This window comes from uncultured Roseobacter sp., assembly GCF_947492555.1.
Classification (GTDB): Bacteria; Pseudomonadota; Alphaproteobacteria; order Rhodobacterales; family Rhodobacteraceae; genus Roseobacter.
In genome coordinates, this window is record NZ_CANLNE010000003.1 from 830784 (window position 1) to 855159 (window position 24376).

A 24376-nucleotide genomic window follows, 5' to 3' on the forward strand; every position below is an offset into this window, starting at 1 on the left:
GTGCGGGTGGTGCACATGGCGGCTTCATAAATGAGGTCCGGTTCGCCGGGCCTTGTTCTCTTATAAAACGATCACTCCGACCGGAGTGCGCTGTTCGAGGTGGCCATCAGGCCAAAACGCCCAAGCTTGGGGACCACAGGACGCGGTTGAGCAAAGGAAATGCTATGTTTGCAGTCCTCAAGACTGGCGGCAAGCAGTACAAGGTTCAGGCGGGCGATACGCTCCGTGTTGAGAAACTGGCTGCTGATGCGGGTGAAACCGTTCAATTCAACGATATTCTGATGCTGGGGGGCGACAAGACCGTTGTCGGCGCACCCTTCGTCAAAGACGCCGGCGTTCAGGCCGAAGTCGTCGATCAGGTCAAGGGCGAGAAGGTCATCAACTTCGTCAAGCGCCGCCGGAAGCACTCTTCCAAGCGCACGAAGGGCCACCGTCAGAAACTGACCCTGATCAAGGTCACCGATATTCTGGCCTCTGGTGCGGATAAGTCGGGCGTAAAGGCAGCCATGGGCGCAGGCTCCGTTTCCGCGAAAGCGGTCGAAGCGGCAGCACCCAAGAAAGCGGCCCCTAAGAAAGCGGAAGCCAAGGCCGCTGCGCCCAAGGCAAAAGCGGCCCCCAAGGCGGCCAAGGCCGACGCGGGCGCGGACGATCTGAAAAAGCTGTCCGGCGTGGGTCCGGCGCTTGAGAAAAAACTGATCGAAGGCGGCGTGACCTCCTTTGCGCAGATTGCGGCATGGACCGAAGAGGACGTTGCTGCTATGGACGAGAAACTGTCGTTCAAAGGCCGGATCGAGCGTGAAGGCTGGATCGAACAGGCCAAAGAACTGGCTAAAGGCTAAGGAGAGACCAAATGGCACATAAAAAAGCAGGTGGTTCATCCCGGAACGGTCGCGACTCAGCGGGTCGTCGCCTTGGCGTGAAACTCTATGGTGGCCAGGCGGCCATCCCCGGCAACATCATCGTGCGTCAGCGCGGCACCAAGTTCTGGCCGGGCGAAGGCGTGGGCATGGGCAAGGATCACACGATCTTTGCAACTGTCGACGGCGCCGTGACCTTCCACAAGGGTCTCAAGAACCGTACGTTTATTTCGGTCCTGCCGCTGGCGGAGGCCGCTGAATAAGCCCTTTCCCAAGGACATGACACATTCAGGGGGATCGGCGACACCGCCGGTCCCCTTTCTCATTTTCGCCACACCAAAGTGTTAGGCCAAGCCGATGTCAGAATGCATCCAGACCCAACGCCTCGTTCTGCGCCCGCACCGGGCGGAGGATGCGGGCGCTGTGGCTTCGCTGATCGGCAATCACACCGTCGCGCGATGGTTGCCGCGGGTTCCGCATCCTTACACCGAGGCCGATGCACTGGCGTTCTTTGCCCGGGATCGGGTGCAGGATGAGGCGTTGGCCATCACCCTGAATGGCGAGCTGATCGGCGGCTGCGGGATTGATGAGGAGCTGGGCTATTGGCTCGGCGAACCCTTCTGGGGGCATGGATACGCCAGCGAGGCTGCGCGCGCGTTGATCGAGCGGTACTTTGCCAGAACGCAGGCACCGCTGATGTCCGGGCACCGGATCGGGAATGCCGCCTCGCGCCGGGTCCTGAGCGGGCTTGGTTTCGCGGATGCGGACCTCGTGTGGCGGCATAGCCTTCTGGAAGATGCAGAGGTTGAGATCCAGCAGATGGTCCTATCTGCCGAGCAGTGGAGTGCGGCAGCATGAGCGTCGCGGTCACCTCTTTTGCGATTTTCGCAGCCAGTCAGGTCGGCACGCCAGGACCGGCCAATATGGCCCTGATGACCACCGGGGCGCGCTATGGCTTTCGCGCAGCGCTGCCGTTCGTGGCAGGCGTGGCCCTGGGCAAGCAACTGGTGATCTGGCCCGTTGGGTTCGGTCTGATGGAACTGGCAGAGCAGGCGCCCTGGGTGTTCGAGACGCTGAAATACGCCTCGGCCGCCTACATCATCTGGTTGGCCTGGCGCGTGGCGCATGCGCGGCTGGGCGCCGTGGATCAGGCGCAGGCGGCCCCCGGTTTTGCCGCAGGCCTGATCGTGCACCCGCTCAACCCCAAGGCCTGGGCCATGATTGTGGGCGGATTCACGGCCTTCGTGGCCCCCGGCACGCCGGTTATTGAGGCAACTGCAACCATTGCTGCTGTATTGCTCGGCTGCCAGGTTCTGCTGCATCCGCTCTGGACACTTGCCGGTGAGGGGATCGCGCGCACCATAGCGGGAACGGCAATGGAACCTTATCTAATGTGGACCCTCGCGGCGGTAACCGTCGCGTCGGTGTTGTTCGTATTGTTCGGAGGAGGGACATGACGGTGGAAATGGGAAAGATCACGGTACAGCCGACCGTTGAAACGGAGCGTTTTGTTCTGCGGCCCCTGCGCAAGTCTGACATGGGGCTGATCGAGCTTTATGGCGGCGATGAACGTGTGGCACGCATGACCACCAGCATTCCGCACCCGCTGCCGCCCGGCCGGACCGAAGCCTTTGTCACCCGCGCCATGTCGAATGACCGGGACGAGGACGTCTGGGCCATGGATGGCACCATAGCTGACGGCTCTGAGCTGATGGGCTTGATCTCGCTGGAGCGGATGGATCGCGACCAGTCGGAGGTCAGCTATTGGGTCGCACCGCCCTATTGGAACACGGGCCTTGCGTCGGACGCGGTGCAGGCGCTGGTCGAGGCGAACCCGCTGGAGAACAAGACCATGTTCGCCAGTGTCTTTCAGGACAATCCTGCCTCGGCGCGGGTGCTGACACATTGCGGCTTTGAATACCTCGGCGATGCCGAAAGTTTCAGCGTGGCGCGCGATACCACGGTGCCGACCTGGACCTATTTGCGAAAACTGTGATTGAGGGCCGCGCCCCTTAAGGCTAGGAAGCCCCCATGAAGTTTCTCGATCTGTGCAAAGTCTATATCCGCTCGGGCGCGGGCGGCGGTGGCTGTGTCAGCTTCCGGCGGGAGAAGTATATCGAATACGGCGGGCCCGACGGCGGCGACGGCGGCACCGGTGGCTCGGTCTGGGCCGAGGCGGTGGAGGGGCTGAACACGCTCATCGATTTCCGCTACCAGCAGCACTTCTTTGCCAAGAACGGCATCCCCGGCATGGGCCGCCAACGCACAGGCGCGGATGGCGATGATATCGTGTTGCGGGTCCCGGTGGGCACCGAGATCCTGGACGAGGATCAGGAAACGGTGATCGCCGATCTCACCGAAGTGGGTCAACGGGTGCAACTGGCCCGTGGCGGCAATGGCGGGTTTGGCAACCTGCATTTCAAATCCTCGACCAATCAGGCGCCGCGCCGGGCCAATCCGGGACAGGAGGGGGTCGAACGCACGCTGTGGCTGCGGCTGAAACTCATCGCGGATGTGGGGCTGCTGGGGCTGCCCAATGCGGGTAAATCCACCTTCCTCGCGGCCACCTCCAACGCGCGGCCCAAGATCGCCGACTATCCGTTCACCACGCTGCACCCCAATCTCGGGGTGGTCGGTGTGGACAATACCGAATTTGTCGTGGCCGACATCCCCGGCCTGATCGAAGGCGCGTCCGAGGGCAGGGGGCTGGGGGATCTCTTCCTGGGCCATGTGGAGCGCTGTGCCGTCCTCCTGCACCTTGTCGATGGCACGTCGGAGACCGTCGCCGAAGACTACCAGACAATCATCACCGAACTCGAAGCTTATGGTGGTGATCTTGCGGAAAAGCCCCGCGTGACCGTGCTAAACAAGATCGACGCGCTGGACGATGACGAACGGGCCGCCGCGCGCGAGGCGCTTGAAAAGGCCAGTGGCGGCGCGGTGATGCTGATGTCCGGTGTCGCGCGCGAGGGGGTGACGGAGGTGCTGCGCGCGTTGCGGGGGCAGATCGACGACGACCGTTTGCGCCACAAACCTGTCGTGGAGGAAGAGCCGTGGCATCCCTGACCGCCGCCCGGCGGATCGTGGTCAAGATCGGCTCTGCCCTGCTGGTAGACCGCGAAACTGGGCATCTGCGTGCCAACTGGTTGACGTCACTGGCCGAAGACATCGCGTGGCTGAAAGCACGGCAGGTTGATGTTGTGCTGGTCTCCTCCGGCTCCATTGCCTTGGGGCGGGGCGTCTTGGCCCTGCCGCCGCAGGAGCTGGCGCTGGAACAATCGCAAGCCGCTGCGGCCGTCGGGCAGATCCGGCTCGCCCGCGCCTATGAAGAGGTGCTGGCCCCGCATGGCATCACCACCGCGCAGGTGCTGGTCACGCTGGAAGACAGCACCAACCGCCGTCGTTATCTCAACAGCCGCGCGACGCTGGAGCAGCTTTTGTCGCTGGGCGTTGTGGCCATCGTGAATGAGAACGACACCATTGCCACCGATGAAATCCGTTTTGGCGACAACGACAGGCTGGCGGCACAGATCGCTGTGACCGTGGGCGCGGATCAGTTGATCCTGTTGTCGGATGTGGATGGGTTCTACAGCGCGAACCCGAATGAAGATCCGCAGGCAAAGCGGTTCGATATCATCGACAAGATCACCGGCGAGATTGAGGAAATGGCGGGCGATGCGGGCTCCGGTCTCTCAAAGGGCGGGATGAAGACCAAGCTGATGGCCGCGAAAACGGCGACTGCCGCCGGCTGTGCGATGGCGATCACGGAAGGATCGCCGATGAACCCGCTGCGCCAGCTTCATACCGGTGCGCCCGCCACCTGGTTCACCGCCCATACGGATCCACAGGCCGCCCGCAAGGGCTGGATTGCTGCAATGAAGCCGCGCGGCACGGTCACTTTAGACGCAGGTGCCGTGGCCGCACTCATGTCCGGCAAGAGCCTGCTGCCAGCAGGCGTCGCCACGGTGTCGGGAACCTTCCAGCGCGGCGATGCGGTCGCGATTGCGGATGGGAGCGGCCATATTCTGGGCCACGGTCTGGCCCGCTATACGGCAGAAGAGGCCCAGATCATCAAGGGCAGGAAATCGCAGGAAATCGAGGCATTGCTGGGGTATCCCGGGCGCGCCGCTTTAATCCACCGCGATGATATGGCATTGTAGCAAAGGATTGAGGGTGGATTTCAACCTTAACGAGAATTAATTACGGGATGTAGTGCAATGAAAGATATGAATAATATCCCGGTGATGATGGCCGATATCGGTGCGCGTGCCAAAGCAGCGGCTGCCAGGCTCGCCTTTGCCAGCGCTGAACGCAAGCATGCCGCGCTGATTTCCGCAGCAGAGCAGGTCTGGACCGACCGCGCCGCCATTCTGGACGCCAATGCCAAGGATTTGGACTACGGGCGCGAAAAGGGCCTGTCCGATGCGATGATGGACCGGCTGGCGCTGGACGAAGACCGGCTGCGCGGCATCATCGACGGGCTGCGCGCCATTGCCGAGCAGCCCGATCCCGTGGGCGAGGTGATCGCGGAGTGGACCCAACCGACCGGGTTGCACATTCAGCGGGTGCGTACGCCTTTGGGCGTTGTTGGCGTGATCTACGAAAGCCGCCCCAATGTGACGGCCGACGCCGGTGCTCTGTGCCTCAAGGCCGGAAACGCCGTCATTCTGCGCGGCGGGTCAGAGAGTTTTCATTCCTCGTCAGCCTTGCACGCCTGCCTTGTGAAGGGGCTGCGCGATGCCGATCTGCCGGAAGATGCCATTCAACTGGTGCCGACCCGCGACCGGGCGGCGGTGTCTGAAATGCTGACCATGACCGATACGATTGATGTGATCGTGCCGCGCGGCGGCAAGGGCCTTGTCGGTCTGGTGCAGCGCGAGGCGCGGGTGCCGGTTTTCGCGCATCTCGAAGGGATCGTGCACATCTACATCGACAAGGACGCCGACCCAGAGAAGGTGCTCAAGGTCGTGCTCAACGCCAAGACCCGGCGCACGGGCATCTGCGGCTCCGCGGAATGCCTGCTGATCCACGAGGATATCGCGCAAACGATGGGGCGTGGCCTGATCCGCGCGCTGATTGACGCGGACGTCGAAGTGCGCGCCGATGCGACGCTCACCGCGATCGAGGGTACCGTGGCGGCACAGGAAGACGATTGGGGGCAGGAGTACCTCGATATGATCATCGCGGCGCGGGTGGTGCCCGACCTTGATGCGGCGATGGCACATATCCGCACCTACGGGTCGAACCACACGGACTGCATCCTGACCGAAGACGCGGAGGTCGCGCGGCGTTTCATGACGGAACTGGATTCTGCGATTCTGATGCACAATGCATCGACGCAATTCGCCGATGGCGGCGAGTTTGGCATGGGCGCGGAGATTGGTATTGCCACGGGCAAGATGCACGCGCGCGGCCCGGTCGGGGCCGCTCAACTGACCAGCTTCAAGTATCTGGTCACCGGGGACGGGACGGTGCGCGCTTGATAGCCTTGCGGGCCCCGCGCTTGGTGACGTGGTTGCAGGTCGTCAGAACCGCAGCTTGACCTGCGTGTCCGACATTTCCGTGACGATCCGGCGGCTCGCGTCCCCCGCGATGATCGGCAGCAAGGCGAATTGAACCTGCGCCGGCCGCAGGTCTGCGGGGGCGTCCCGCGTGGCCAGGATGTTCCAAAGCGGCTCATCGATGTTCAGCTTGTCGGCCTGGCCATGCAGCAGCCAGTTGCTGTCATCATTGCTGACCTCGATACGGCCTCCGTATGGCATGGCATTTTCCAGACACTGCAGCGCGAGAAAGGCCATGCGCACATCGCCGCGCGGTTGCGGATCCAGTGGACCCCAGGCCACATCCAGACGGCCACCGTCCATAAGGTCATCGAGAATCGAGGTCACTTCGGCACGGCCCATCATCTGCTCTCCCGCCGCGCCAAAGGCGATGCGGAAAAACCGGATTCGGGCGCTGGCGTTGCCCACACTTTCCTGGATGAGATCAATCTCGGGGCCGGGGGTGCCACCCGCCATCCCCAAAAGCTCCAACCCGTTGTTGATCGCACCGATTGGCGATATCAGGTCATGGCAGATGCGGCTGCCGATCAGTGCGGCAAGGTTAATATTGCTGTGGCCCATCTACTGTCTCCTGCGCGAAAGGGTGCCATGGAAGATTTAAACGCGATCCTGTCACCCGGTATGCTTGTACGGCATCCTGACCGCCCCGAATGGGGGACAGGGCAGGTACAAAGCAACATAAACGCCCGTGTCACAGTGAATTTTCGCGACGAAGGGAAGATCGTCATTGATAGTACCCGTGTTGCCTTGACCCCGGTGTTTGATGGATGAAGAACCTTGCCAAAAGGTTAACGCACACCTCTGGATTGTAAACCTGCGACAGCTGTTGCGTTGCAAGCACGCCGCCAATTCACTAAGAGCAAAGCAGATCTCCGGAACCCAGGATGACCCCCCTAAAGATGGACGCAAAGCCCAAATCCCCATTCTCGGTCAAGCTTGCAGAGACCGAGGCAGAACTCGAAGCAGCGCAGCGCTTGCGCTATGCGGTCTTTGTCGAGGAGTTGGGCGGCGGTGGCGCGTTGGTGGATCACGCGGCGCGTCTGGAAAAAGACAGGTTTGACCCGTTTTTTGACCACTTGCTGCTGACGGAAGAGACAAAGGGCGAGGTGGTTGGTGTCTACCGGGTCATGCGCTCTGATCAGGCTGCGGCGGCGGGGCAGTTCTACTCCGCAGATGAATATGATCTCTCAGTCTTGCTTCGGTCCAACCGCCGCTTGTTGGAGCTGGGGCGGTCCTGTGTGCATCCGGCGTATCGCGGCGGCATGGCGATGTATCACCTGTGGAGCGGGCTGGCCAATTACATCGCGGACCATGACATCGAAGTGCTGTTCGGCGTGGCAAGTTTCCACGGCACGGATGTAGGCGCGCTTGCGCAGGCGTTATCGCTTCTGCACCACCGCCACCTGGCCCCGGAGGAACTGCGCGTGCGAGCGCAGGATGCGGCTTTTCAACGCATGGATCTGGTGTCCGAGGAAGCACTGGACCCGCGCGCCGCGATGCTCTCCGTGCCTGCGCTGATCAAGGCTTATCTCCGGCTCGGTGGGTTTGTGGGCGAGGGGGCCTTTATCGATCACGCCTTCAACACCACGGATGTTTGTCTGATCCTGGATACGGCGCGGATGAACGAACGACAGGCCCGCCTGTATCAAGGCAACGCGGTATGAACACGACGTGGTTCGGGGACGCGCCGCCGCCCGCGCCGCGGCTGACGGCACTCGGCTGTCTGTTGATCCTGCTTCGGGGGCTGCCGCTGGCGGTCCTTGTCTTTGGCGGGCTGGCGCTGTTGCTACTGGTCCGCCTGATCGAGCGGCCCGTTTTCGGCATCGCCCGCCCGGTCACCCCCTATATCACCGTTTTTGTCTGTCGGATGGCCTTGCGCATCATCGGCGTGACACTGCGCGTGAAAGGGGAACCGGCGCATGGGCCGGGGGCCGCCGTGGCCAACCACGCCAGCTGGCTCGACATCTTTGTGCTCAATGCATCGAACCGCATCTATTTCGTCTCCAAATCCGAGGTGGCGGGATGGCCGGGGATCGGGTGGCTGGCACGGGCGACGGGCACGGTTTTCATTGAGCGCAATCGCGCGCAGGCGGCGGCACAGGCGGCGCTGTTCAAAGAGCGGCTCAGCGCGGGCCATCGCCTGTTGTTTTTCCCCGAAGGCACCAGCAGCGATGGACAGCGCGTCTTGCCCTTCAAGACCACGCTTTTTGCCGCCTTCTTTGCCGCAGAGTTGCGTGAAACGCTCGAAATACAGCCCGTTTCCGTCATCTACGACGCCCCCACACAGGCGGACAGCCGGTTTTACGGATGGTGGGGCGACATGGATTTTGGCAGCCACTTTCTAAAGATGCTGGCCAGCCCGCGCCACGGGCGGGTTACAGTGGTCTACGACACGCCGTTGCAAGCTCGCGCATTTGCGGATCGCAAGGCATTGGCCGCGGCCTGCGAAGCCCGCGTGCGGGCAGGCTTCGAGGCGAAGGGGCAGGGCGCCCGTAAATCAGTGGAAGAACGCTGAATCCGGGACCAGTTCCAACCCGTCACTGTCCGGTCCCCACTCCATCATCAGGCAGGCTGTGCCCTTGCGCTGGAAATAGGTGGCCTCCAACGGGTAGTATCCCGCTTCGGGCACCGCCACTTCGATCTCGCCCGCGTACCCGCAAGAGTGCACTTCGTCATAGTCGCCCACGACCTGCCCGCCGATGCTGATCTCCAGCCCGTCATTGTTCAGGAAATCCAGCACGTAGGTGCCGGGCGCATCGAACTTGATGTAACCGGAGATTGCGGCGGCCACCTTGGTCGCCTTGTCCGAGGTCAGTGTCGGATCGCCCTCGCTGTTGTCGTCATAGGAGAGCCCGGCCAGCGGCGCGCCCGCCACGCTCTTGCGTTTCAGTGCGTTCCGCGCGTCCTTCACGGTACGCACATCCCCCGGAAAGGCGTAAAGCACCGCAAGGCCCGGGGTCAGGCTGCCGGCAGCGGGCTGCGGGTTGGCGGGGGCAAGTTGCACGGGCGCAGCAAGAGCGGAAACTGGAACAGAAAAAGCAATCGCCAAAACGGCGGATTTCAAGGAAAAGGTCATGGTCACTCCCGGTGGTAGATCATTGGATCGTCCGGCCCTCTGCGGGGACGGTTAAAAAGATACTAGAATGCGCCTTCTGCAAGTGACAAGCACCCAGCGCCGCAAAAGCGATCACATATTGCGCGAATGGGGCTTTTCCGCCCTTGCAGGAAAGGGCCGAGTGGCCTATAGCGCACCCACTGAAACCCGCAGGCGGGGTTTGGGCCTTTTGGGGGAGACATCCTCAACGGTCCGCCGGTTGGCAGAAATCTGTCATGCCCCCGCCGAGGATAAAACCGGAAAGGTAGACAAACATGGCTCTTCCAGAGTTCACCATGCGCCAATTGCTTGAAGCAGGCGTACACTTCGGCCACCAGACGCAGCGTTGGAACCCCCGCATGGGTCCGTTCATCTATGGCGCGCGCAATGGCATCCACATCATGGATCTCACCCAGACCGTTCCCATGCTGGACGCGGCCCTGAACGTGATCCGTGAAACCGTCGCCAAGGGCGGCAGCGTTCTCTTCGTCGGCACCAAGCGTCAGGCCCAGCAGCCGATCGCCGATGCCGCAGAGAAATGCGCACAGTATTACATGAACCACCGCTGGCTGGGCGGCACGCTGACCAACTGGCAGACCGTGTCCCAGTCGATCAACCGCCTCAAGAACATTGACGAGCAGTCCGAGAACGGCTTTGCCGGTCTGACCAAGAAAGAGCGTCTTGGCATGGAACGTGACCAGGGCAAGCTGCAGGCTTCCCTCGGCGGTATCCGCGAAATGGGCGGCCGTCCTGACCTGATCTTTGTCATCGACGTCAAGAAAGAGGCACTGGCCGTCGCCGAAGCCAACAAGCTGGGCATTCCGGTTGTGGCCGTGGTTGACACCAACTGCCCACCCGATGGCATTGATTACATCATCCCGGGCAACGATGACGCGGCCCGCGCGATTTCGCTATACTGCGATCTGGCGGCCCGTGCAGCCCTTGACGGCATGAGCGCGCAACTGGGCGCGGCAGGTGTCGATCTCGGCGCAATGGAAGAAGCACCGGTCGAAGAGGCCGTCGCCGAATCCACTGGTGTCGAGGTCGGTGACGCGTCTTCGGAAACCGTGTCTGACGATGCGATGGCGGCTGACGCACCTCTGGATATCGAATCCAAAGAAGAGACCGTGGAAAAAGCCGCGAGCTGATCCGCGTCATACGCATGACATATGGGGCAGGGATGACCTGCCCCGAGACACCTCGATGAACAGCGGGCCATGGGCCCGTTAAATGGCGGGCCTCGTGGTCCGACAATTCCCAAAGGAGAACCTCAGATGGCGATCACTGCATCTATGGTCAAAGAGCTGCGCGACACCACCGGCGCAGGCATGATGGACGCAAAAAAAGCGCTGACCGAAACCGACGGCGACATGGAAGCGGCGCAGGACTGGCTGCGCACCAAGGGTCTGGCCAAGGCAGCCAAGAAATCCGGCCGTACGGCGGCGGAAGGTCTGGTTGCTGTCAAGGTTGACGGCGGGCACGGTGTTGCGGTTGAGGTGAACTCCGAAACCGACTTCGTCGGCAAAAACGCCGAGTTCCAGGAAATGGTTGCGGGCATTGCCTCCGTTGCCCTGTCCGTATCCGACGTGGATGCGCTGAACAACGCGGATATGGGCGGCAAATCCGTGGCAACCGTGGTCACCGACAAGATCGCCACCATCGGCGAGAACATGTCCGTGCGCCGGATGTCCGCCATTGATGGCGACATCGTGGTTTCTTACGTGCACAACGCGGCAGCGCCTGGCATGGGCAAAATCGGTGTGCTGGTGGCGATGACCGGCGGTGATGAGGCGTTTGGCAAGCAGGTCGCGATGCACATCGCGGCGGTGAACCCTGCGTCCCTGTCCGAAGCAGATCTGGACCCGGCGGTTGTCGAGAAGGAAAAGCAAGTTCAGATGGACATCGCGCGCGAAAGCGGCAAGCCGGAAGCGGTGATCGAGAAGATGATCATCGGGCGCATGAAAAAATACATGTCCGAGGTTACGCTGCTGAACCAGTCCTTCGTGGTGAACCCCGATCTGACCGTGGGCGACGCAGCCAAGGAAGCCGGTGCAACCATCACCGGGTTCGTGCGCCTTGAAGTTGGCGAAGGCATCGAAGTGGTGAAAGAGGATTTCGCCGCTGAGGTTGCCAAGGCTGCCAAAGGCTGAAGATCGAAACAGCAACAATGAAAAGAGGCGGCACTCGGGTGTCGCCTTTTTTATTTACAATCACTTACGTGTAGAAGTTAATCTTCGATATGTTTTTTCATGGCGTCGAGTGCCAAGAGGTAACCATGTGCCCCAAACCCGCAGATCAGGCCGACCGCAACCTTCGCAATGAAGGATGTGTGCCGGAAATCTTCCCGCGCGTGCACATTGCTGAGATGAAGTTCGATAGCCGGGATCTCCACCGATGCCAGTGCGTCCATCAGCGCGATCGAAGTGTGCGTGTAAGCGCCAGCGTTCAGGACGATGCCATCATGCACACCGCGGGCGGCGTGAATGGCATCGACAAGTGCACCTTCGTGGTTGGACTGCATGAAGCTGACCGCGCAACCGGCATCCTTGGCCCAGCGGGAACAACTGGCCTCGATATCGGCTAATGTGGTTGCGCCGTAGACATCGGGTTGACGTGTGCCCAACAGATTGAGGTTTGGTCCGTTCAGGACGAGGATAGAGGTCATAAGCTGCTCACAAACAATGGTTTGCATGCATAGACCTTTGCGGTGCGCGCTGTCCAGCGAAGACAGGGAGCTTTTGCCAACGGGATTTGTCGGGCAACAAGGGGCGTAACTGCTGACCTGTAGGGTGCCTATTCTCTCATCCTGCACCGATGTCGGAGTTCCTAATTGGTGAGCTTCCGTTTCCAACGAAATCAGAGAGTTACCGTTTTCCATCGCAGAGTCTCTGAAAGTCTCTGATTTGGACTTGCGGCGACGTGGGCGCCGGGCGTTGGATAAACATGCGGCGAAGGTCCGGGAAGAGCCGATTCTGTTGAAAAACAATGTGTTGAGAGCGCAGAGAGTGGTGTTCTGAGATGGGTGAAGAGCACTCAACCTTCTTCCTGGGCTTCATTGAGATGTCGTCTTGGCAATGTCGCGGGCGACCTGTCGGGCGTCTTCGTGCTCCTCACGGACGATCTTGCGTGCGTCAGCGTTTGGGCCGCACTTAGCTGTGGGTGCAGAATGGCAACCTCTCGCAGGATGTCTCCTTTGGGTCGATAGAGCATAGCCTGGCGCATAGTTCGAGGAGTGGGGTAGGTGCCAATAACTACTTAGGCTGGCGGCGACAGGATGCCACGGTGGTTGTTGGTTTTGACAAGCCGACTTGCAGCGCTGAGCACACCAGCCCCAATGCTCACGAAACTCCGGCTGGCCATTCTGCGTTGCCTCTGAGACGCTAGACTTGCCAACAGGCGCTGTAGAGTACGGAAATTCCTAGGTGGTTGATACTAAAGGGGAAGGAGTTCCATTAACTCCGTTCCATTATTTAAGGCTTCCGACAATTGGGAATGACGCTTACCATAGTTTTTATAATCAGTATTATGTAACTAAAATGATGACATCGGTTTGGACGGCTTTGCCTAAGATCTGCGTTGCAAATATCGGCTTTCCTCAAGGTGCGCGCATCCCCTATGGTGCATCTACCGGTTAAACTGGCCCTTGAGGACAACAATGTCAGATCGCTACGCTACAGGCATGCAGAAACGCCGTGAGGTCTTGGGTGACGCATATGTGGATCAGGCGCAGGCCGCAAAATCGGATATTGATGCCGACTTTCAGAACCTGATTACCGAAGGCGCCTGGGGCACTGTTTGGGCGTCAGATGCCATCAGCCTGCGGGAACGCTCGATGCTGACCTTGGCGCTCCTGGCAGCCCTTGGAAATTTTGATGAAATCCCGATGCACATTCGTGCCACCGTAAACACCGGTGCCAGCAAGAGTGACGTGATCGAAACATTCCAGCATGTTGCGATCTACGCCGGGGTGCCACGTGCCAATCACGCGCTGAAACTGGCCAAGCAGACCTTTGCCGAGATGGAAGACAAACCATGACGGATACCAAAGGCGGTTACATGGCGCGGGACTGGACGCGTCAGCCGCCCGCGCTCACGCCCAGCTATAAAACCAGCCTTACGCGATCGCCGCAGCTGGCCAAGATTTCCATGCCCAGCACGCTGAGCGAAGAGACAGGCCCTATTTTTGATCACAGCATCCTGGGGCCGCTTGACGACGACCTGATCCTGAATTTCGCCACACCGGGTGAGATGGCGCTGGGGCCGCGGATCATCGTGCACGGACGTCTGCAGGACGAAAACGGGCGCGGCGTACCGCATGCTCTGATCGAGGTCTGGCAGGCCAATGCGGGCGGGCGGTATCGCCACAAGAAAGAAGGTTACCTCGCCCCGCTTGATCCGAATTTCGGCGGTTGTGGTCGCGTGCTGACGGACGAGAAGGGATTTTACAGGTTTCGAACTGTGAAGCCGGGCCCCTACCCCTGGCCCAATGGCGTGAACGACTGGCGGCCTGCACATATCCATTTTTCCGTTTTTGGCCAAAGCTTTGCACAGCGTTTGATCACGCAGATGTACTTCGAGGGTGACCCGTTGATCTGGCGTTGTCCTATCGTTGCCGCGATCCCGGATCGGGACGCCATAGAGCGGCTGATCGCGCCCTTGGACATGCAGCACACAATCCCCATGGATGCGCGTGCGTATCGCTTTGACATCGTGCTTCGAGGTCGTCGGGCGAGCTACTTCGAAAACCGACCGGAGGGGACGTGATGTCGAAACTGTTTGAGAGCGCGTCACAAACTGCGGGACCGTATGTTCACATTGGCTGTGTGCCAAATTTCTGCGGAATTCCAGACGTTTATCCAAATGATTTGGGGGAACGGATGGTGACAGACGCCACGCCGGGCGAGCGGATCAGCATCACGGGCGCGGTGTATGATGGCACCGGCGCGCCGCTTAAGGACGTGCTAGTCGAGATATGGCAGGCGAATTCGGACGGCCACTATGGGAGTGACGCGTCGGGTTTTAACGGCTGGGGGCGCCAGGCCGGTCACGGTGAGACCGGAGTCTGGCAGTTCGACACAATCAAACCAGGGCCTGTGACCCATGCAAGCGGACATCTGATGGCGCCGCACATCACCTTCTGGATTGTGGCGCGGGGCATCAACATCGGCCTGCACACGCGGATGTATTTCCCCGAAGATGCCGCCGCACATGCCGGTGATCCTGTGCTGGCCCGGATCGAACATAAACCCCGCATTGCGACCTTGCTCGCCAGTCGACAGGCTGCCGGGATGTATCACTTTAATATTTACCTCCAAGGCCCTCAAGAAACGGTATTTTTCGATGTCTGACCCCTGTATTCTCTGTGTCGCGATCACCGGCAGCGTGCCGACAAAAGCTGCAAACCCGGCGGTGCCGATTTCTGTTTCAGAGCAAATTGAAAGCACGCAGGAGGCCTTTGAGGCGGGGGCGTCGATCTGCCATGCCCATGTGCGCAATGCTGACGAAACCCCCTCCTCCGACCCGGAGAAGTTCGCACGGCTCAAGGAAGGTGTTGAGAAGCATTGCCCCGGCATGATCATCCAGTTCTCGACCGGTGGGCGGTCCGGCGCCGGGCAGGAACGCGGCGGCATGTTACCCTTGCGGCCCGACATGGCGTCCCTCTCCGTCGGGTCCAATAACTTCCCAACCCGTGTCTATGAGAACCCGCCCGACCTGGTGGACTGGCTGTCGTCGGAAATGCGCACCCATGAGGTGACGCCCGAGATCGAAGCCTTTGATTTATCTCACGTTCTGCACGCGATCCGGATGCATGAGGCCGGCAAACTGCACGGGCGGCTGTATGTGCAATTCGTCATGGGGGTCAAAAACGCGATGCCTGCGGACAAGCAAGTCTTTGATTTCTATGTGGAAACCGTGAAATCGCGCGCGCCGGATGCCGCGTGGTGTGCAGCAGGTATCGGTCCGGCGCAGATCGAGGTGAACGAGTGGGCCATTGCCGCGGGCGGCCACACGCGTGCGGGTCTTGAAGACAACGTGCGGCTGGACCGCGAACGGCTCGCGCCGTCAAACGCGGCGTTGATCAAACGCGCCGCTGATCTTTGCGAAAAATACGAACGGCCCGTCGCCACCTGGCAGCAGGCGCGCGACATCCTGCGCCTGCGCCCGTTTGCCGCTTAAGTAAGGCCCCTACCCCAGCGCGTAGCCCGCACCACGCACCGTGCGCAGCGGATCCGACCCGCCGAACTGTGTCAATGCCTTGCGCAAACGTCCGATATGCACATCGACCGTGCGGGTGTCGACGTAGATGTCGCGGCCCCAGACCCGGTCCAGCAGCTGTTCGCGGGAAAACACCCGTCCGGGCTTTTCCATGAAGGTGGAGAGCAGGCGGAATTCCGTCGGCCCCAGCTTCAGCTCGCTGGTGCCACGGTTGACCCGGTGGCTGGTGGAATCGAGCACGATGTCTTCGTATTCCAGCCGTTCCCCGGCCGCTGCGGGCCGCACACGGCGCAACTGGCTGCGCACCCGCGCCATGAGCTCAATCACCGAATAGGGTTTGATCACATAGTCATCGGCACCTGTTTCCAGCCCGCGCACGCGGTCCACCTCTTCGGAACGCGCGGAGAGCATGATGATCGGAATCGCCCGTGTCTCGGACTTGATCTTGAGACGCCGGCACACTTCGATCCCGCTCAGGTTCGGCATCATCCAGTCGAGCACGATCACATCCGGCGCCGTCTCATCGACCAGCATCAGCGCTTCTTCACCGTTTTCGGCACGGCTGACGGCAAATCCTTCCGCCTCCAGATTATAGGCCAGCACTTCGCGTTGTGCGGGCTCATCTTCGACCACCAGAACGCGGGGTTGATCGGCGGACATGGGGCTTATCCTTCTGCTACCACTGATGTTTTATCGGCTTTGGGGCGCGCATCTTCAGGGTGCTCGCCGGTCACCAGATAGACGACCTGCTCGGCGATTGAGGTCACGTGATCGCCCATGCGTTCCACGTTCTTGGCGATGAAATGCAGGTGCATGCAGGCGGTGATGTTGCGCGGGTCTTCCATCATGAAAGTCAGGAATTCGCGGAAAAGCGCATTGTACATCTGGTCGACGTCGTGGTCGCGGTTGATGACCTCGCTGGCCAGTTCCGGGTCCCGCTGGATGTAGGCGTCCAGTGCGTCTTTCAGCATCCGCTCCACCTCGCGCGACATCCGCCGCAGCGCGCCCGTGCTGTCATCCACCGGGGCCATCTGTGACAGAACACCGGTGCGCTTGGCCATGTTTTTTGCGTAATCGCCAATGCGTTCCAGATTGGCGCTGATCTTGATGACGCTGAGGATCAGGCGCAAATCCCGGGCCGTCGGCGCGCGCAGGGCAATGACACGCGCGGCCTCTTCGTTGATCATCTCTTCGAGCTCATCGATGGTACGGTCGTTCTTGCGCACCTGCTCGGCCAATTCCTCGTCACGGGTATCCAGCGATTGCGCGCCGTCGCGGATCGCGGCCTCGACCAGCCCGCCCATTTTCATGATCTGTGCCTGGATAGCCTCCAGGTCACGGTCGAAAGCAGAGGCAATGTGTTGATCTTGCATGTGATTATCCAATCCGACCTGTGATGTAGCTTTCCGTCCGGGGATCTTCGGGGTTGGTAAAGATGTTCCCGGTCTCACCATACTCCACAAGGTTACCCAGGTGAAAGAAGGCGGTTTTCTGGCTGACGCGCGCCGCTTGCTGCATGGAGTGGGTCACGATCACCACCGAATAATTCTGGCGCAGCTCGTCAATCAGTTCCTCAACCTGGGCCGTGGCAATCGGGTCGAGCGCCGAGCACGGCTCGTCCATCAGCAGCACTTCGGGCTCGGTTGCGACAGCCCGCGCGATGCACAGGCGCTGTTGTTGACCACCGGAAAGACCGGTGCCCGGCGCGTTCAGGCGATCCTTGACCTCGTTCCAGATCGCCGCCCGGCGCAGGGCGTTTTCGACGATCTCGTCCAGCTCGGCCTTGTTCTTGGCCAGTCCGTGAATGCGCGGTCCGTAGGCCACATTGTCATAGATCGACTTGGGGAAGGGGTTCGGTTTCTGAAACACCATGCCAACCTTGGCACGCAGCTGCACCGGATCGACGCGCTTGTCGTAGATGTCTTCACCGTCGATGTGGATGTCCCCCTCGACACGGCAGATATCGATGGTGTCGTTCATCCGGTTGAGGCACCGCAGAAAGGTGGATTTGCCACAGCCAGAGGGGCCAATGAAGGCGGTGACCGTCTTGTCCTGGATGTCGACATCCACGTCTTTGATCGCGTGGTTATCGCCATAGTAGACCTGAACGCCACGTGCAGCGATCTTGATGGTATTGGTGTCCACGTCTCTCTCCAGTATTCTCATATCGTTCATTTTCGTGTCTCCCCTTACCAGCGCCGCTCAAAGCGACGACGTAAGATCACGGCGATGGTGTTCATCGTGACCAGGAACAAGAGCAGGATGATGATGCCACCCCAGGCGCGTTCATAAAAGGCGGGGTCGGCGCGTTTCGCCCATTCGTAGATCTGCGCAGGCATGGCCGAGTTCGGATCCAGCAGACCGCTGGCAATGCTGTCGGGCGGGTTCGAGGCGATAAAGCCGACCATGCCGATGAGCAGGAGGGGTGCGGTTTCCCCCAGCGCCTGTGCCAGCCCGATGATCGTGCCTGTCAGGATGCCCGGTGCGGCCAGCGGCAGTACGTGATGGAAGACCGATTGCATTTTCGAGGCCCCTACCCCAAGCGCCGCATCCCGGATCGATGGTGGCACCGCCTTGAGCGACGCCCGCGTCGAGATGATGATGGTCGGCAGGGTCATCAGCGTCAGCACAAGGCCGCCCACCAGCGGGGCCGACGTAGGCAGGTGCATGTAGTTGATGAAGACCGCAAGACCCAGGATACCAAACACGATCGACGGCACCGCTGCCAGGTTCGAGATGTTCACCTCGATGACATCGGTCAGCCAGTTCTTGGGCGCAAATTCTTCGAGATAGATGCTGGCCGCCACGCCGATGGGCAGGGCAAGAACAAGCACCACAAGCATCATGAAGAACGAGCCCATCATCGACACGCCCATACCAGCCGCTTCGGGCCGGGCGTCGGAACTGTCCGCGCCGGTGATGAACGCAAGGTTGAAGCGTTTCTCCACATCGCCGGAGGCGATCAGTTGATCCACGAAGTCGAGTTGCTCCGCGCTGATGTTCTTGTCGTTGGCAATGCTGTCGCGGCTGACGCGGCTCTTGAGATAGCCGTCCACCCGGCTTGAGGCGAGGAATTCAAAGGCGACCGTCGATCCGATCACCGTTGGATCTGCCAGCACAAAGTCCCGTAGCTGCGCCGCGGCACCGGCGGACAGGATACCGGCCATCTCCTTGCCCGACAGCTCGGTCTCGATGTTCTTTTCGGCGATCTTCGCTTCAAAGGCATCGCGCAAGAGCGGCGCGTAACCAAAGGTCGACACCTTCTTGATGTCGTCGAGATTGCGCGTGCCGTTTTTATCCAGCTTCTCGGCGGGCAGTGCGACTTCAAGCGTCACGAAGGTCTGCTGAAACGCCCCGGTGCCGCGCGAGACGATGTTGTAGACCAGCACCAGCAGCATCAGCATCCCGATGGTGATCGCAGTAATCCCATAGGCTTTGAACCGCGTCTCGGCGGCGTTGCGTTTGCGCGTACGCGAGTCCTGCTGCATCAGAGAGCCCTTGCCGGACACCGGTGTCGCGGACGGCAGGGAGGAGGTGGTCGCGTCGGTCATTCGTATTGCTCCCGATACTTGCGCACGATGTAGAGGGCGAGGACGTTGAGCCCGAGGGTCAGGACAAAGAGGGTAAGGCCGAGCGCAAAGGCCACGAGGGTCTCGGGGCTGGCGAAATCAGTGTCTCCGGTCAGCTGGCTCACGATCCGCGTGGTGATGGTGGTCATCGCCTCCAGCGGGTTCAGGGAAAACTTCGCAATGGCCCCTGCCCCCAGCACCACGATCATCGTCTCGCCAATCGCACGGCTGGCGGCAAGCAGCACGGCGCCGACAATCCCTGGCAGAGCTGCGGGCAGCACGACCTGCCGGATGGTTTCGGAATGGGTGGCGCCCAGCCCAAAGGATCCGTCCCGCATTGACTGCGGCACCGCATTGATGATGTCATCGCTAAGCGAAGAGACAAAAGGGATCAGCATGATGCCCATGACCAGCCCGGCGGTCAGCACCGCCGTCGCACCGCTCATCCAGTCCACCCCCAGCAGGCCATTGTCACCCCGTCCGAAGATGCTGACCAATGCCGGGCCCACCGTGAGCAGCGCAAAAAGACCGTAGACGATTGTCGGGATACCGGCGAGGATTTCGAGCAAGGGTTTCGCCGTCGAGCGAGTCTTGGGGCCCGCGTACTCGCTGAGGTAAATCGCGGCAAACAACCCGATGGGGACGGCGACCAGGAGGGCAATCACCGAGATATAGAGCGTGCCCCAGAGCAGCGGCAGAATGGACAGATCGCTGTCGCCCCGGAAATTCGGTGCCCAACTGCCGCCAAAGAAAAAGTCGGTCCAGGGATGCAGGCGGAAGAAATTGATGCTCTCGAAGAGCATCGACAGAACAATGCCGACCGTGGTCAGGATCGCCAGCGAGGCCGCGAGGATCAAGAGCGTCAGCGCGCCGCGTTCCACCGTGTTGCGTGCCCTGAAATCCGCGTTTGTCACAAAAATCGCAAGCGCGGCCCCCAGAAGCGCCAGCGTCACAACCGTGGTCGACATCCAAAACGTGCCCGTTTCGGATTTAGAGCGATATTGCTGGGCCGCCTGCAACACTTCAGGTTCGACGTCCGAGCCGAGGGCGACACCCACGCCCCCCAGAATGCTGCGAACGTCATCGGCATCGGCACGCATGGAGCCGGCCTCGTCGTCGGTCAGCGCGCCCCGCGCCACGGCGATGTCCAGCCCTTCGGCAACGCGGCGCACGTCGCTCATCACCAGCCCGCGTGACGAGCCTTCGCTGACAATCCGCTCCGGGATCAGTTTGAATACGGAATTTTCGATGATCATCGGCTGCGCCAGCAGCCAGATCATCAGAACGCCAAAGGCAGGCACGGCTGCAAACATCGCGGCGTTGTAGCCGTAGTAGTTTGGCAGCGAGTGCAAAAGCCGGATGTCGCCCCCTGCGGTGGATTTCGCCCGGCTGCGCGCCATGAAAAACGCAGCGACTGTCAGAAGAATGATGGCGAGGACAACATATCCCGTCAAACCAAGTGCCATGCGGTCCACCCCAGAAATTGCATGATGCGTCTTTCGTCAGTTTCGGGGGCGAAGAGATCCGCCCCCGAAAAAACCTTGTTCAGGCAGATCAGGAGTTGCCGCCCAGAACCGCTTCGTCGGCCACTGCGGACTGGGTGTCTTCCAGCTTGGGATCCGCCACCAGACCGTATTCGGACAGCGGGCCGTCGGGGCCTGCGATCTCGTCCGCCACGAAGAATTCAGCAAATTCTTTCAGGCCCGGGATCACGCCGATGTGGGCTTTCTTCACGTAGAAGAAGAGCGGGCGGGACACAGGGTATTCACCTGTTGCGATGCTTTCCGTGGACGGTGTGATACCGGACATGGTCGCAACCTGCAGCTTGTTGGTGTTGTTCTCGTAGAACGCCAGACCAAAGACGCCGATGCCGTCCTTGTTGCTTTCGATACGCGCCAGGGTCTCGGTGTAGTCGCCGTCGATGTCGACCGATTTGCCGTCTGTGCGCAGACCGATGCAGGCTTTCTCGGCGGCTTTCTTGTCGTCGCCATTGGCTGCTTTGAAGGCCTCGAAATCGCCGGTTGCCTCACAGCCTGCGAGGATCACCTTGTCTTCGAAGACTTCACGGGTGCCGTGCTTGGTGCCCGGAACAAAAGCCTGGATCGGCTGGGCGGGGAATTCCGGGTTGACCTGATCCCAGGTTGTATAGGGGTTCGCGACGATTTCGCCGTCGACCACAACCTCGGCGGACAGGGCTTTGTACCAATCCGTCGGCGTGAACTCGAAGGAGTTGCCGGCGATGTCGGAGGCAAAGACGATGCCGTCATACCCGATGCGCACTTCGATGATGTCCGTCACACCGTTCTCGGCGCAGACGGAAACTTCGCTGTCCTTGATGGCGCGCGATGCGTTTGCGATGTCGATGGTGTTCTCGCCCACCCCTTCGCAGAACCGCTTGAGACCCGCGGAGGAGCCACCGGATTCGACAACGGGTGTCGGGAAATCAAAATTTTCACCAAATGCTTCGGCCACGATCGACGCGTAGGGCAGCACGGTCGACGATCCGGCAACTTGCACCTGATCACGCGCGGCAGCGGTGGTTGCGGACACGGCCGCAATGGCCAGCGCGGAAGTGGTGAGTTTTACGAACGACATGATATCTCCTGTCATTTTCAATTTCGAATCTGATCACCCCCATGGCGATCTTGGGGCCGGTGGTACGGGCCTGTGACAATGCTTTTGTGACAGTTACGTAACAGTTTTATGACGTATGGCGCCTGGCATCCCTTTGTTTTTCAAGTAACTGATTCAAAATGATTTTATCACGATCCGACTGAACGAGCGGATTTAATTCACGGTGGAGAATGGGCGACTCAGATGTCAGATTCGCCTGCCGACACCGTTGCTTGCGTCGGCAAAACCACGGTGAACCGCGCGCCCTTGCCCAATTCACTTTCCATTCTCAAACGCCCGCGATGCCGGTTGATGATGTGTTTCACAATGGCCAGCCCCAGACCGGTGCCACCCAGGGCCCGGCTGCGGTGGCTGTCGGCGCGGAAAAACCGCTCGGTCAGGCGCGGCAGGTGAATAGCGTCGATGCCCGGACCATAGTCGATCACATGCGCGCGCACGCCGGGCGCACGCAAGGCCGGGTCCCGATCCACCAGGTCGATCTGGACGGTGACACGCTTGCCCGATGCCCCATATTTGATTGCGTTTTCAACAAGATTGGTGAACACCTGCATCAGCTGGTCGGGGTCGCCGATCAACTCAACCGGCGCGTCGCCAAAGTCCGCCTCCAGCGTGACGTCCGCCTCCTCCGCCAGGTGTTTCAGGGTGCGCAGGACGGACGACAGGATATCGGTCAGGTTGACCCGATCCCGGGGCCGGACACGCTCATCCCCCTCCACACGGCTCAGCGAAAGCAGATCGGCCACAAGCCGGTTCATCCGGCCCGCCTCACCTTCCATGATGTCGAGAAATCTGTCGCGCGCGGCTGCATCCTCGCGGGCCGGGCCGCGCAGGGTTTCGATGAACCCCATCAGGGCCGTCAGCGGGGTGCGCAATTCATGACTGACATTGGCGACAAAATCCCGACGCATCTGGCCTGCCTGCTCCAGATGCGTCACATCCATGAAACACAACAGCAGGGCTTTCTGCTCTGCCAAGGCCCGCGCGGTGACCTGAAAGGTCGTATCCTGCACCCCGTCATTCGCCAGGTATTGCGCCACGCGCGGGCGGCTGTCCCGCAGAACCGCCTCGACCGTGTCGATCAGACCGGGCTGACGCAGCATGGTCACGAAGTTGCGCCCTTCGATCCCCTGCCCGATCAGGTTGCGTGCCTCTGCGTTGGCGCTCACAATCCGCTCGCTGCCGTCGATGATGAGGGCTGGCAAGGGCAGCGCGGCCAGAATGTCGGTCAGGGCCTGGCTCATCGCACCCGTGTCCCGTCAGTTGCCCGTCGCGGTGGCAACGGCGTCGGTGAAAATCCGGCACAGCGCGTCAGGGTCTTCCAACCCGACGGATACGCGGAAAAACCCCTCGGACATGCCAAGCTCCGCACGTTTTTCTGCTGTCAGCGCCCGGTGCGAGGAGGAGGCGGGATGTGACAGCGTGGTGCCGATATCCCCCAGCGTTGGCGCAAAATTCAGGCCATCTGCGGCGCGCGTGAAGGCGTTGGCGGCCTCCCGGTCACCATCCAGCTCGAAACTGACCATGTTGCAGAACTGTCCGTCCAGCAGCTCCGTGGCGCGGGCATGGTCGGGATGATCGTCGCGGCCCGGATAGATCACGCGTTTCACCCCGTTGAGGGTGCTGAGATGATCGGCCAGCCGAGCGGCCGTGGCCTGGGTCCGGTCAAAGCGCAGATCGAAGGACAGCATGCCGCGTTCCGCAAGCCAGCAGTCAAAGGGGCTGGGGTTCATGCCCGCGGTCACCGTAAAGATCCGCAACTGGTCGTTCAGCGCCGCATCGCGCGCCGCCACATAGCCCAGCATCACATCGGAATGCCCCGCCAACAACTTGGTAATCGAGTGGATCACGACATCCGCCCCCCAGTCAAAGGGCCGGATCGCGCGTGGTGTGGTGAAGGTATTGTCCAGCACCAGCAGGACACCCTGTTCCTTGCAGAGCGCCGCGAGCCCTTTCAGGTCCGCCACGCGCAGCGTCGGATTGGACACAACTTCGATCAGCACCATGCGGGTTTCGGGGCGTAGAGCCGCGCGTATCGCCTCGATGTCACCAGGATCGACCATGGAGGTGGCAATGCCCAGACGGGGCAGATCGTCACTCATCATCCGCAGCGACCGGCCGTAAAGCTGGTTGCCGCCGATCACGTGATCCCCCGCTTTTGTCAGCCCCAGCAGCACCGCAGACACCGCCGCCATGCCCGAGGCCGTCACGACACCCGAATGCGGCGCGGCCTCAAGACGGTCCATGCGTTTGGCGACCACATCGGCGTTGGGATGACCTTCACGCGCGTAGGTGTAGCCCTGCAGCCCACCCTCGTATTGCCGGTCCAGCATATCCGGCGTGTCCGATGCATAGACAACCGAAGGGCTCAGCGGGGTCACCACCGGGCGGCTGGCACTGTCAGGCAGTGCGTCGGGGCGCACCAGCGATCCTTTTTCGTTTTTCATA

At 60.9% G+C, this 24376-nt stretch carries 28 protein-coding genes and 1 pseudogene; 17 read left to right on the plus strand and 12 right to left on the minus strand.

All coding sequences use genetic code 11. From position 1 onward, the window contains the following. Positions 1-164 precede the first annotated feature (164 nt). The 8 genes from Q1A07_RS17220 to Q1A07_RS17255 all read left to right on the plus strand — a co-directional run bounded on the left by Q1A07_RS17220 (position 165) and on the right by Q1A07_RS17255 (position 6340). The gene (locus Q1A07_RS17220) at positions 165-839 is read left to right on the plus strand and encodes a 50S ribosomal protein L21 (RefSeq protein WP_299783258.1); all 675 of its coding nucleotides are present in this window, start codon (positions 165-167) and stop codon (positions 837-839) included. An 11-nt stretch (positions 840-850) separates the two neighbouring features. Beyond that, positions 851-1120 (plus strand): 50S ribosomal protein L27, encoded by a 270-nt coding sequence (gene rpmA, locus Q1A07_RS17225; RefSeq protein WP_299783259.1) that lies wholly within the window; start codon positions 851-853, stop codon positions 1118-1120. A 94-nt stretch (positions 1121-1214) separates the two neighbouring features. Next, positions 1215-1715, plus strand: coding sequence for a GNAT family N-acetyltransferase (locus Q1A07_RS17230; RefSeq protein WP_299783260.1), 501 nt, complete (start codon positions 1215-1217; stop codon positions 1713-1715). Next, complete coding sequence (locus tag Q1A07_RS17235) at positions 1712-2314, plus strand: LysE family translocator (RefSeq protein WP_299783261.1); 603 nt, start codon at positions 1712-1714, stop codon at positions 2312-2314. Before Q1A07_RS17230 ends, Q1A07_RS17235 begins: the two co-directional genes overlap by 4 nt. Then, positions 2311-2853 carry a GNAT family N-acetyltransferase gene (locus Q1A07_RS17240; protein WP_299783262.1) on the plus strand — a complete coding sequence of 181 codons (543 nt, stop codon included), beginning with the start codon at positions 2311-2313 and terminating at the stop codon, positions 2851-2853. Before Q1A07_RS17235 ends, Q1A07_RS17240 begins: the two co-directional genes overlap by 4 nt. 35 nt (positions 2854-2888) lie before the next feature. After that, positions 2889-3923 (plus strand): GTPase ObgE, encoded by a 1035-nt coding sequence (gene obgE, locus Q1A07_RS17245; RefSeq protein ID WP_299783263.1) that lies wholly within the window; start codon positions 2889-2891, stop codon positions 3921-3923. Continuing rightward, on the plus strand, positions 3911-5017 hold the full coding sequence (proB, locus tag Q1A07_RS17250; RefSeq protein ID WP_299783264.1) for a glutamate 5-kinase: 1107 nt from the start codon (positions 3911-3913) through the stop codon (positions 5015-5017). The genes obgE and proB overlap by 13 nt, the downstream gene beginning before the upstream one ends. A 57-nt stretch (positions 5018-5074) precedes the next feature. Further along, a complete protein-coding gene (locus Q1A07_RS17255; protein WP_299783265.1) occupies positions 5075-6340 on the plus strand; it encodes a glutamate-5-semialdehyde dehydrogenase in 1266 nt (421 codons plus the stop codon). Between the two features lie 42 nt (positions 6341-6382). Here Q1A07_RS17255 and Q1A07_RS17260 read toward each other — a convergent pair whose 3' ends face one another. After that, positions 6383-6979: a histidine phosphotransferase family protein gene (locus tag Q1A07_RS17260; RefSeq protein ID WP_299783266.1), complete on the minus strand. Its 597-nt coding sequence runs from the start codon at positions 6977-6979 to the stop codon at positions 6383-6385. A gap of 27 nt (positions 6980-7006) precedes the next feature. Here Q1A07_RS17260 and Q1A07_RS17265 point away from each other — a divergent pair, with 27 nt between their 5' ends. From Q1A07_RS17265 to Q1A07_RS17275, 3 genes are all read left to right on the plus strand, one after another. After that, a complete protein-coding gene (locus Q1A07_RS17265; protein WP_195820315.1) occupies positions 7007-7189 on the plus strand; it encodes a DUF3553 domain-containing protein in 183 nt (60 codons plus the stop codon). A gap of 113 nt (positions 7190-7302) precedes the next feature. Next, a complete protein-coding gene (locus tag Q1A07_RS17270) occupies positions 7303-8082 on the plus strand; it encodes a GNAT family N-acyltransferase (RefSeq protein ID WP_299783267.1) in 780 nt (259 codons plus the stop codon). Beyond that, positions 8079-8933, plus strand: coding sequence for a 1-acyl-sn-glycerol-3-phosphate acyltransferase (locus Q1A07_RS17275; protein ID WP_299783268.1), 855 nt, complete (start codon positions 8079-8081; stop codon positions 8931-8933). Before Q1A07_RS17270 ends, Q1A07_RS17275 begins: the two co-directional genes overlap by 4 nt. Here the strand turns inward: Q1A07_RS17275 and Q1A07_RS17280 are convergent. Further along, positions 8916-9494, minus strand: a complete 579-nt coding sequence (locus tag Q1A07_RS17280) for a PA14 domain-containing protein (protein ID WP_299783269.1) — start codon at positions 9492-9494, stop codon at positions 8916-8918. The genes Q1A07_RS17275 and Q1A07_RS17280 overlap by 18 nt on opposite strands. A 293-nt stretch (positions 9495-9787) precedes the next feature. Between Q1A07_RS17280 and rpsB the strand changes: the two genes are divergently transcribed. Beyond that, positions 9788-10660 (plus strand): 30S ribosomal protein S2, encoded by an 873-nt coding sequence (rpsB, locus tag Q1A07_RS17285; RefSeq protein WP_299783270.1) that lies wholly within the window; start codon positions 9788-9790, stop codon positions 10658-10660. 126 nt (positions 10661-10786) lie between these two features. Next, positions 10787-11662, plus strand: coding sequence for a translation elongation factor Ts (tsf, locus tag Q1A07_RS17290; RefSeq protein WP_299783271.1), 876 nt, complete (start codon positions 10787-10789; stop codon positions 11660-11662). Between the two features lie 77 nt (positions 11663-11739). Here the strand turns inward: tsf and aroQ are convergent, their stop codons facing one another. Both aroQ and Q1A07_RS17300 read right to left on the minus strand, forming a co-directional pair. After that, complete coding sequence (aroQ, locus tag Q1A07_RS17295) at positions 11740-12177, minus strand: type II 3-dehydroquinate dehydratase (RefSeq protein WP_299783272.1); 438 nt, start codon at positions 12175-12177, stop codon at positions 11740-11742. Positions 12178-12524: 347 nt separating this feature from the next. Then, positions 12525-12684: pseudogene (locus Q1A07_RS17300) on the minus strand (IS5/IS1182 family transposase); the annotation flags it as partial. Positions 12685-13167: 483 nt separating this feature from the next. Between Q1A07_RS17300 and pcaC the strand changes: the two are divergent. The 4 genes from pcaC to Q1A07_RS17320 are packed head-to-tail and all read left to right on the plus strand — an operon-like array spanning position 13168 to position 15689. Further along, complete coding sequence (gene pcaC, locus Q1A07_RS17305; RefSeq protein ID WP_299783273.1) at positions 13168-13548, plus strand: 4-carboxymuconolactone decarboxylase; 381 nt, start codon at positions 13168-13170, stop codon at positions 13546-13548. Then, positions 13545-14276: a protocatechuate 3,4-dioxygenase subunit beta gene (pcaH, locus tag Q1A07_RS17310; RefSeq protein ID WP_299783274.1), complete on the plus strand. Its 732-nt coding sequence runs from the start codon at positions 13545-13547 to the stop codon at positions 14274-14276. Before pcaC ends, pcaH begins: the two co-directional genes overlap by 4 nt. Beyond that, entirely contained in the window at positions 14276-14860 is a 585-nt protein-coding gene (pcaG, locus tag Q1A07_RS17315) for a protocatechuate 3,4-dioxygenase subunit alpha (protein ID WP_299783275.1), read from the plus strand. Before pcaH ends, pcaG begins: the two co-directional genes overlap by 1 nt. Further along, entirely contained in the window at positions 14853-15689 is an 837-nt protein-coding gene (locus Q1A07_RS17320) for a 3-keto-5-aminohexanoate cleavage protein (protein ID WP_299783276.1), read from the plus strand. The genes pcaG and Q1A07_RS17320 overlap by 8 nt, the downstream gene beginning before the upstream one ends. 9 nt (positions 15690-15698) lie before the next feature. Here the strand turns inward: Q1A07_RS17320 and phoB are convergent, their stop codons facing one another. From phoB to Q1A07_RS17360, 8 genes are all read right to left on the minus strand, one after another. Continuing rightward, the gene (phoB, locus tag Q1A07_RS17325; RefSeq protein ID WP_299783277.1) at positions 15699-16388 is read right to left on the minus strand and encodes a phosphate regulon transcriptional regulator PhoB; all 690 of its coding nucleotides are present in this window, start codon (positions 16386-16388) and stop codon (positions 15699-15701) included. Between the two features lie 5 nt (positions 16389-16393). Then, positions 16394-17101: a phosphate signaling complex protein PhoU gene (gene phoU, locus Q1A07_RS17330; RefSeq protein WP_195820326.1), complete on the minus strand. Its 708-nt coding sequence runs from the start codon at positions 17099-17101 to the stop codon at positions 16394-16396. A gap of 4 nt (positions 17102-17105) precedes the next feature. Next, positions 17106-17903, minus strand: coding sequence for a phosphate ABC transporter ATP-binding protein PstB (gene pstB / locus Q1A07_RS17335; protein WP_299783278.1), 798 nt, complete (start codon positions 17901-17903; stop codon positions 17106-17108). 14 nt (positions 17904-17917) lie between these two features. Then, positions 17918-19279: a phosphate ABC transporter permease PstA gene (gene pstA / locus Q1A07_RS17340; RefSeq protein ID WP_299783279.1), complete on the minus strand. Its 1362-nt coding sequence runs from the start codon at positions 19277-19279 to the stop codon at positions 17918-17920. Continuing rightward, positions 19276-20763: a phosphate ABC transporter permease subunit PstC gene (pstC, locus tag Q1A07_RS17345; protein WP_299783280.1), complete on the minus strand. Its 1488-nt coding sequence runs from the start codon at positions 20761-20763 to the stop codon at positions 19276-19278. Before pstC ends, pstA begins: the two co-directional genes overlap by 4 nt. Before the next feature lie 88 nt (positions 20764-20851). Continuing rightward, positions 20852-21892, minus strand: a complete 1041-nt coding sequence (locus Q1A07_RS17350; protein WP_195820330.1) for a substrate-binding domain-containing protein — start codon at positions 21890-21892, stop codon at positions 20852-20854. A gap of 218 nt (positions 21893-22110) precedes the next feature. Further along, positions 22111-23172 (minus strand): ATP-binding protein, encoded by a 1062-nt coding sequence (locus Q1A07_RS17355; protein ID WP_299783281.1) that lies wholly within the window; start codon positions 23170-23172, stop codon positions 22111-22113. Positions 23173-23187: 15 nt separating this feature from the next. Beyond that, positions 23188-24375 (minus strand): aminotransferase class I/II-fold pyridoxal phosphate-dependent enzyme, encoded by a 1188-nt coding sequence (locus Q1A07_RS17360; RefSeq protein WP_299783282.1) that lies wholly within the window; start codon positions 24373-24375, stop codon positions 23188-23190. Position 24376 lies beyond the last annotated feature (1 nt).